Below are 6942 nucleotides of genomic sequence, written 5' to 3'. Positions count from 1 at the left end.
TTTGGCAAAAGGCTTTTCCTATACAAACTGAGCGAGAACGTGGGACGTCAAGTTTTTTGATCACACTAATCATATCAAGTTACTTTTGTCAAGTTTTTTGTAAAGAAATATGTTTATAAAGCATAGCTTAAAAAAGGGGGGAGCCATAGTCAAAGTCCCCCTTTTTTAAGGGGGACCAACGGGGGATCTCCGAGGCAAGAAGACATACCCTAGGGGGGCGAAATCAAGTTAACCGCGTAAGTCCTATTTTTGTTACTCTCGATTCCCGATTCCCTACTCCCGATTCCCGATTCCCGATTCCCGATTCCCTACTCCCTACTCCCTACTCCCTACTCCCTACTCCCTTAGGATAAGCTCTAGCTTTTAATTTTTGCATCCATCCCTTCACTGTTGGTTGCTTAAAGATACTATCAATCACCTCTTTCATATCTTCAGCAACTGGAGTAGACTGTTTCTCAATAGTATTACGTTGCCCAAAATAGCTACAAGTTGCTTCTGGCAACCACAGGGCTCGGCTTCCTCTCAAAAATACTAGATTTAATATTACTTCTACCATCGCAGCGTCTTGATTTAATTCCCTATTGAAGCCTCCTACTAGGTCTAAACGACTGCGACGAAACATACTATTACTTTGACGCAACGGTTGCCACAGTTTCCCTAACTTCCAGATGTGTAAGTCTTCTAAATCTGGTAACTCTTGCCATGGCGTCACCTGGGTTATTTTTTCTCCCTCAACCAGTTGCCACCCACTCAATAGTAAATCTAGGGTAGAGGATTCCCGGTCAAATGCTGCTACTTGTTTCTCTAGGGCATCTGGTAGTAAAACACTGTCACTATCGAGAAAAGTGACAAATTCTCCTTGGGCCATCTCAAGAGCGCGTTCGCGTAGCGTGGCCGTAGGCCAATCGCACAACGCCCCCCATTTGCGTACGCATCCCCCTTTAATAACAATTCCCCCCTTACTAAGGTTCCTACTTCCTGTTCCCCCCTTATTAATCCCTGTTCCCCCCTTATTAAGGGGGGCTAGGGGGGATCCCTCCCTGCTCCCTACTCCCTGCTCCCTGTTCCCTGCTACTCGCATCCCCCCCTTATTAAGGGGGGCTAGGGGGGATCCCTCCCTACTCCCTATTCCCTGCTCCCTACTCCCTACTCCCTGATTACCAGCCCCATCCACCACAATAATTTCATAGTCGGAATAGTTTTGAGCGAGCACACTGTCCACTGCTCGCTCAACTATCGCGCTATTGTTTTCAACAATAATAATCACACTAACTCGTGGTGAATCGTGATGATGCCAGGGTTTTAGCTGCCAGGTGCTGTCAGCAATGGTGCCTTGTGCTTGGACATTGCCAATGGTTTTATTCTGTTGGGCTTCTTTGCCCATATGGGCCTCATTTTTGCCCCCCATCAGATGAGCGTAGGTATGATTTTGATGCACTGCCATCACCACTTGGCTGGCATCGACTATGGGATAACCCTTCATAGCCGCAGTAGTTACCATCCAGGTATCCCAATATCCCCGTCCTACGGCAAACTTAGGGATAGTAGGGAATAAATATTTAGGAAAGATAAAGTAATCCTTAGCATCATGAGCACCTAAACAACCGCTTTGATTGACCTGTTGACTCAGGGTGTCTTCCCAGGTGGGAGACTGAAATTCTATGGGCTTGGACAAGTCAAGATTCCAGCGTCGTCCAGTGATTAAAAATGTGTCTAGGTGTTGGCAGACCTGTTCAATGGCTTGGGTAAAATCCTTCAGTAAAAGAATATCAGCGTTGATGTAAGTGATGATATCGTGAATTGCTTGCTCCTGGACTTGGGCAAACACACTATCGAGTAGAGGAGTGCCATAGCTATTGCACTCGATATCAGGAACATGATTAAGTCCTAAGTCCTGAGCAATAGCAGCTGTACCAATTTCATCACCAAATAAAATGATTTCTGGCTTGGGTTTGAGCAAAGTCCAGCTGGTAATAGCGTTGTGCTGGATGATACCAATGTTACCTAGAAAAGGCTTAGGTATGGTGAAAATGCTGATGCCTAGGGTTGATCGAATATCTGGCTTGATATACAACGGTTGCGCCATTTTGCTGATTGCTAATGGTTGATATTGATGGTATGGTTATAGAGTTTGTATATGAGTTGTAAACACACTTCTTGCCGAAAAAGCCATGCATGCAAGAGCCAAAAGGCAACAGGGGAAAGAGATCCGAAGTTTTATTGTCTAAGAAAAAAAGACCTCAAAGGTTTATATATCCAATACAAACGCTATTTTAGATAAGAAAATAGAATCGGTTAGGTATAAGCGATTAGCTATAATAAAGTTTTGGCGAAATCCCTAAGATACCACAATCAATTCGATGAGAAACTGCTAGAACGAATACAATTATTTAACCATTAAATAATTGTATAAAAAAACAGTATTAGGATGCGCTCCCAACTAGAACTAGCTATGGTTGAAACTTCTGTAAGTATTGCAAATCAATTGAGACAGCAAGGACAACAGAGTGAAGCAATTGCAGCATACCAGGAAGCAATTGAGTTACAGCCAGATAATCCAGGGATTTATCACCTTTTGGGACAATCTCAGGCTCAGCAGGGGGATTTAGAAGGTGCGATCGCAAGCTACCAAAAATCAATTGCCCTCAATCCCCAACAGTCGTTTTGGGTCTACAAACATCTCGGGGATGCTCTGAGAGCCCAAGGAAAACTGGATGAGGCGATGGTGGCTTACCAGAATGGGATGCAGTTCGAGCCAGACCATCCGGATTTTTATCACAATTTAGGACAAGCTCAAGCACTACAGGGAAATTTAGACGATGCGATCGCATCCTACCAAAATGCGATCGCACTCAATCCTAGCCATCCGTTTTGGATCTACAAAAATCTCGGGGATGCTCTGAGGCAAACCAATCGAGTTGATCAAGCAGTTTGCGCTTACCAGGAAGCAAGTCAGTGTGACCCAGAAAATGGCAAAGTAGTATATCCTAACTTGGCACAATGTCAGCAGCAACAGGGAAATTTAGACGATGCCATCGCCTCTTACCAAAATGCGATCGCACTCAATCAAGACCAGCCAGCTTGGGTTTACCAAAATCTCGGGGATAGTCTGAGCTTGCAAACTCGATGGTATGAAGCCATTACCGCTTACCGTAGCGCTATAGCCATTAACCCCACCATCAATGGGGTTAAAGAGAGCTTAGCCGATGCTCTGCGAGAAACCAAACAATTGGATCAAGCGATCGCAGCCTATCGCGATGCTATTGACACCAATCCCGACCGGTTTGAGTCTCACCATTGGCTAGGGGATTTATATCGAGAAAACAAGAATTGGGAGCAAGCCGCAGCAGCTTACCAATCCGCCATAGCACTCAATTCCTACAATGCTTGGACTCACCATAATTTAGGCTTAGCCTTAGCCCAACAAGGGAAGCTAGAAGAAGCCGTAGCTGCTTATCAAGAAGCCATAGCCCTATCCCCTAACCAGTTCTTTGAGTTTTACCAAAAATTAGGGGAGGCTCTCACCCAACTCCAGCACTGGGAGGAAGCAGTTACCGCTTATAGTCGTGCCATTGACCTCAGTCCAGAAAATCCTGATTTATACTACCCCTTGCGCAAAGCATTGGAAGCATTGGGACAGTGGCAAGAACCAGACTATGAACCGCCATCAGAAGACCCTTGGCTAGCGGCTCACCAATGGGCAGATAGTTTGCGAGAACAGGGAAAAATAGCGGAAGCGATCGCAGCCTATCGCTATGCTCTCGATATCAATCCCAACTGTTGTGAGTCTTACCATTGGTTAGGGGATTTACTCTTAACACAACAGAATTGGGATGAAGCAGCAATAGCTTACCAGCGAGCTATAGAACTCAATCCTTACAATCCCTGGTCTCACCATAATTTAGGGCTAGCCTTAACTGAACACGGCAAGTTAGACGAAGCAGTAGCTGCCTTAAACCAAGCCATAGGCCTATCCCCCAACCAGTACTTTGAATTTTACCAAAACTTAGGAAATGCCCTCAGCAAACTCCACCGTTGGGATGAATCCCTTACCGCCTATGGCAGTGCTATTGAATTAAATCCAGGCCATCCTCAGTTACACAGTAGTTTAGGAAGTGTATTGGTTCAATTGGGAAAGTCCGATCAGGCGGTAGCGTCTTACCGTCGCTCTATACAGTTAAAGCCAGATGACCCCGAGATACACGAAAAATTAGGAAATGTGCTTCGAGAAAGAGTCCAAGTAGATTTAGATCAAGCAATCAGCTGTTATCGTCGAGCCATTCGGACTAATCCAGATAATCTCGATAATTATCACAAGGCATTAGGGATACAATCCAACGATCCTGAACTGTATCTACAGTTAGGCAATACATTAGTTAAACAAAATCAGTTAGACCAAGCCATTATTTTCTACCAAATCGCCCTCGAGATCCAACCCGAAAATTATGAAGTAAACGCTCAGTTGACCAGGGTTTTGGAAAAACAAGGCAAGGTAGGGAGTAGGGAGTAGGGAGTAGGGAGTAGGGAATAGGGAATAGGGAATAGGGAATAGGGAATAGGGAACAGGCAAGAGGCAAGAGGCAAGAGGCATACATGCTAAAGTTTGAAGGCAAGAAGTGTGTTTACAACCCAGATAAAAACCCTATAGCGTTTCTCGTAGCTATGAGGTACACATTATTTTTTCCCTCTTCCCTCACTTCCCCTCCTGGGAGGGGTTAGGGGTGGGTTACTCTTACCTCTTCCCTGCTCCCTGCTCCGAAGTCCCTGCTCCCTAAAACCCAGAAATTTGTACCTCACAAGTCGTAGAATTGCTATATATCATAACTACTCTAGAAGAGCCCAGGATTTTTTCCCATATCCGCTACTCCCTACTCCCTTTTCCCTACTCCCTTTTCCCTACTCCCTACTCCCTACTCCCTATTACCTGTTCCCTTTAAAACCTAACTATGGCAATCAAATTTTGGAATGGTATTGCATTAATTGCAGATGATACCTATAGGACTCAATTAATCCCAAAAGTAGGACGCTTAGATCACGATCAATCACTGCTGAGGGGGATTTTACCCCATATACCAAGGGGTGGTGTTGCCATAGATGTTGGTGCCAACATTGGCGATCACACCATTGCTTACTTGAATAAAGTTGGCCTAACTGGTCGAGTGTTAGCATTTGAACCCCTGCCAGAAGCTTATGAATGTCTCACGTTAAATGTACCAGGGGCAGAATCCTATAACTATGCCCTTTCAGACCAAGAAGAAACCCTGAATTTGGTGATTCGACCGAATACAGGAGAGAGTTTTTGCTCCTATTCAGAGAACTCACAAACCATTCGAGCTGTTCCATTAGATTCCTTTGAGTTTAGCCAGCTAGACTTGATCAAGTTTGATGTAGAAGGTTGGGAGTTGAAAGCCCTCAAAGGAGCGGAAGAGACTATCTATCAACATCAACCTCGGATGGTGATTGAGATTAACGAGAAAGTATTTAAACGAACCCTCGGGAATCGACAAGAGATTTACGATTTTCTGAAGCGACATGATTACGATTTACAACCAATACAACCAAAGACCAGCCTCAACACTGAGAGAATTGATGTACTGGCAGTACCAGCAAAAGCACAATACTTCTGTGGCTTCCAGCATAAATTAGGGGAAGCTTACACAGCAAATAATCAGCTTGATCAAGCTATCATCGCTTACCGTCGTGCGATTGGGCTTAATCCCACCATATCTTCCTATGATCACAACTTGGGGGATGTCTTGGAGAAACAAGGTCATCTGGAATCTGCGATCGCATTTTACCGTAAAGCCATTGAACTGAACCCTGATCACCATCAGTATCATATCACCTTAGCCAAAGCCCTAGCCCGAAAAGGCATGGCAGCTGAAGCAGTAACTGAGTATCGCTTAGGGCTGTCCCTTAACCCTAACTTCCAGTGGTCAGAAGATAATTTTGGCGAAGCTTTATTAGAAGGTCTGTATAAACACCATAGTAAAAACCATAGTAAAGGTTTCCAAGGCAACCCTAGTCAAAAGAAGGACACAAGCCACGACTGTGGTGTCATTTTTTTAGCCATTGGTGAAAAATTTAAACAAGAATTTCTTAATGCTTATAAATTTTTCAATAAATCCAATCCTACCATCCCCATCTCCCTATTTACTGATTGCGCCATGGGGGAGTTAGATGGTTGTACAGTCTATCCCTTAAACGAAAATAAAAATCCTCATAAACTAAAAGTAGACATCTTGAAAAATAGCCCTTATCAAAAAACTCTATTTCTTGATACAGACACCTTAGTCGTTGCTGATATTTCCGAGATATTTTCCTTACTAGATGACTGTGATTTATGTATAGCCAGAGAACCTAATGTTGACTATAGTAAACACCCCTATAAATTTATTGGATATAAATCCCATAAATACATTAATACAGGAGTATTCGCTTTTAAAAAATGCGAATTCATTACTAAAATGATTGATGGCTGGATTACTATGATTTCCCAACGAAATGACTCAGATATGAGAGCCGGACATTTTGCTGACCAGTACTATTTCAACCAGTTATTACAATCGGGTTTCTTTGAGCAAGAAGGAGGCAAAGTAAAGGTCATAGACAACAATATTTACAATGTCAGACCACAGCCTCTGCCTCACCTGATCAAAGATGGCTTATTTAATCAAGCGAAGATAATTCATCTACGACTCTCTGCTTTTGTACCATCATTAGTTTCTCTTAAAAAGAAATAGGGAGTAGGGAATCGGGAATCGGGAATCGGGAGTTGGGAGTCGGGAGTCGGGAGTCGGGTGGGGAGTGCATAATAAAGTTGGGTAGTGGCGTGGCAAGCTTAATTTGATGCATTAGAAACAGATGGGGGAGTGTGGGGCGGGGGCGCGGGGAGTGTGGGGCGGGGGCGCGGGGAGTGTGGGAAGATGGGGAGCAAAAATC

General features: G+C 44.1%; 6 protein-coding genes. 3 read left to right on the top strand and 3 right to left on the bottom strand.

The features are described 5' to 3' along the window. Positions 1-322: 322 nt before the first annotated feature. Positions 323-2086, bottom strand: a complete 1764-nt coding sequence (locus F6K49_RS33035) for a glycosyltransferase family 2 protein (RefSeq protein ID WP_293103452.1) — start codon at positions 2084-2086, stop codon at positions 323-325. A gap of 366 nt (positions 2087-2452) precedes the next feature. Here F6K49_RS33035 and F6K49_RS33030 point away from each other — a divergent pair, with 366 nt between their 5' ends. Next, positions 2453-4510: a tetratricopeptide repeat protein gene (locus F6K49_RS33030; RefSeq protein ID WP_293103449.1), complete on the top strand. Its 2058-nt coding sequence runs from the start codon at positions 2453-2455 to the stop codon at positions 4508-4510. On the opposite strand, the gene F6K49_RS33025 is transcribed toward F6K49_RS33030, so the two are convergent. After that, a complete protein-coding gene (locus F6K49_RS33025; RefSeq protein ID WP_293046225.1) occupies positions 4459-4584 on the bottom strand; it encodes a hypothetical protein in 126 nt (41 codons plus the stop codon). The two genes, F6K49_RS33030 and F6K49_RS33025, sit on opposite strands and share 52 nt — an antisense overlap. Positions 4585-4808: 224 nt before the next feature. Here F6K49_RS33025 and F6K49_RS33020 point away from each other — a divergent pair, with 224 nt between their 5' ends. Together F6K49_RS33020 and F6K49_RS33015 are read left to right on the top strand one after the other, a co-directional pair. Further along, positions 4809-4937: a hypothetical protein gene (locus F6K49_RS33020; RefSeq protein WP_293103446.1), complete on the top strand. Its 129-nt coding sequence runs from the start codon at positions 4809-4811 to the stop codon at positions 4935-4937. 9 nt (positions 4938-4946) lie between these two features. Then, positions 4947-6743: an FkbM family methyltransferase gene (locus F6K49_RS33015; protein WP_293103443.1), complete on the top strand. Its 1797-nt coding sequence runs from the start codon at positions 4947-4949 to the stop codon at positions 6741-6743. Here the strand turns inward: F6K49_RS33015 and F6K49_RS33010 are convergent. Beyond that, a partial coding sequence (locus F6K49_RS33010; RefSeq protein ID WP_293103440.1) for a hypothetical protein occupies positions 6730-6942 on the bottom strand: 213 nt, incomplete at its 5' end. The genes F6K49_RS33015 and F6K49_RS33010 overlap by 14 nt on opposite strands.

It is taken from the genome of Moorena sp. SIO3I6 (assembly GCF_010672095.1).
Note: the sequence above shows the minus strand (reverse complement) of the source record. Positions and strands in the feature narration are given on the sequence as shown.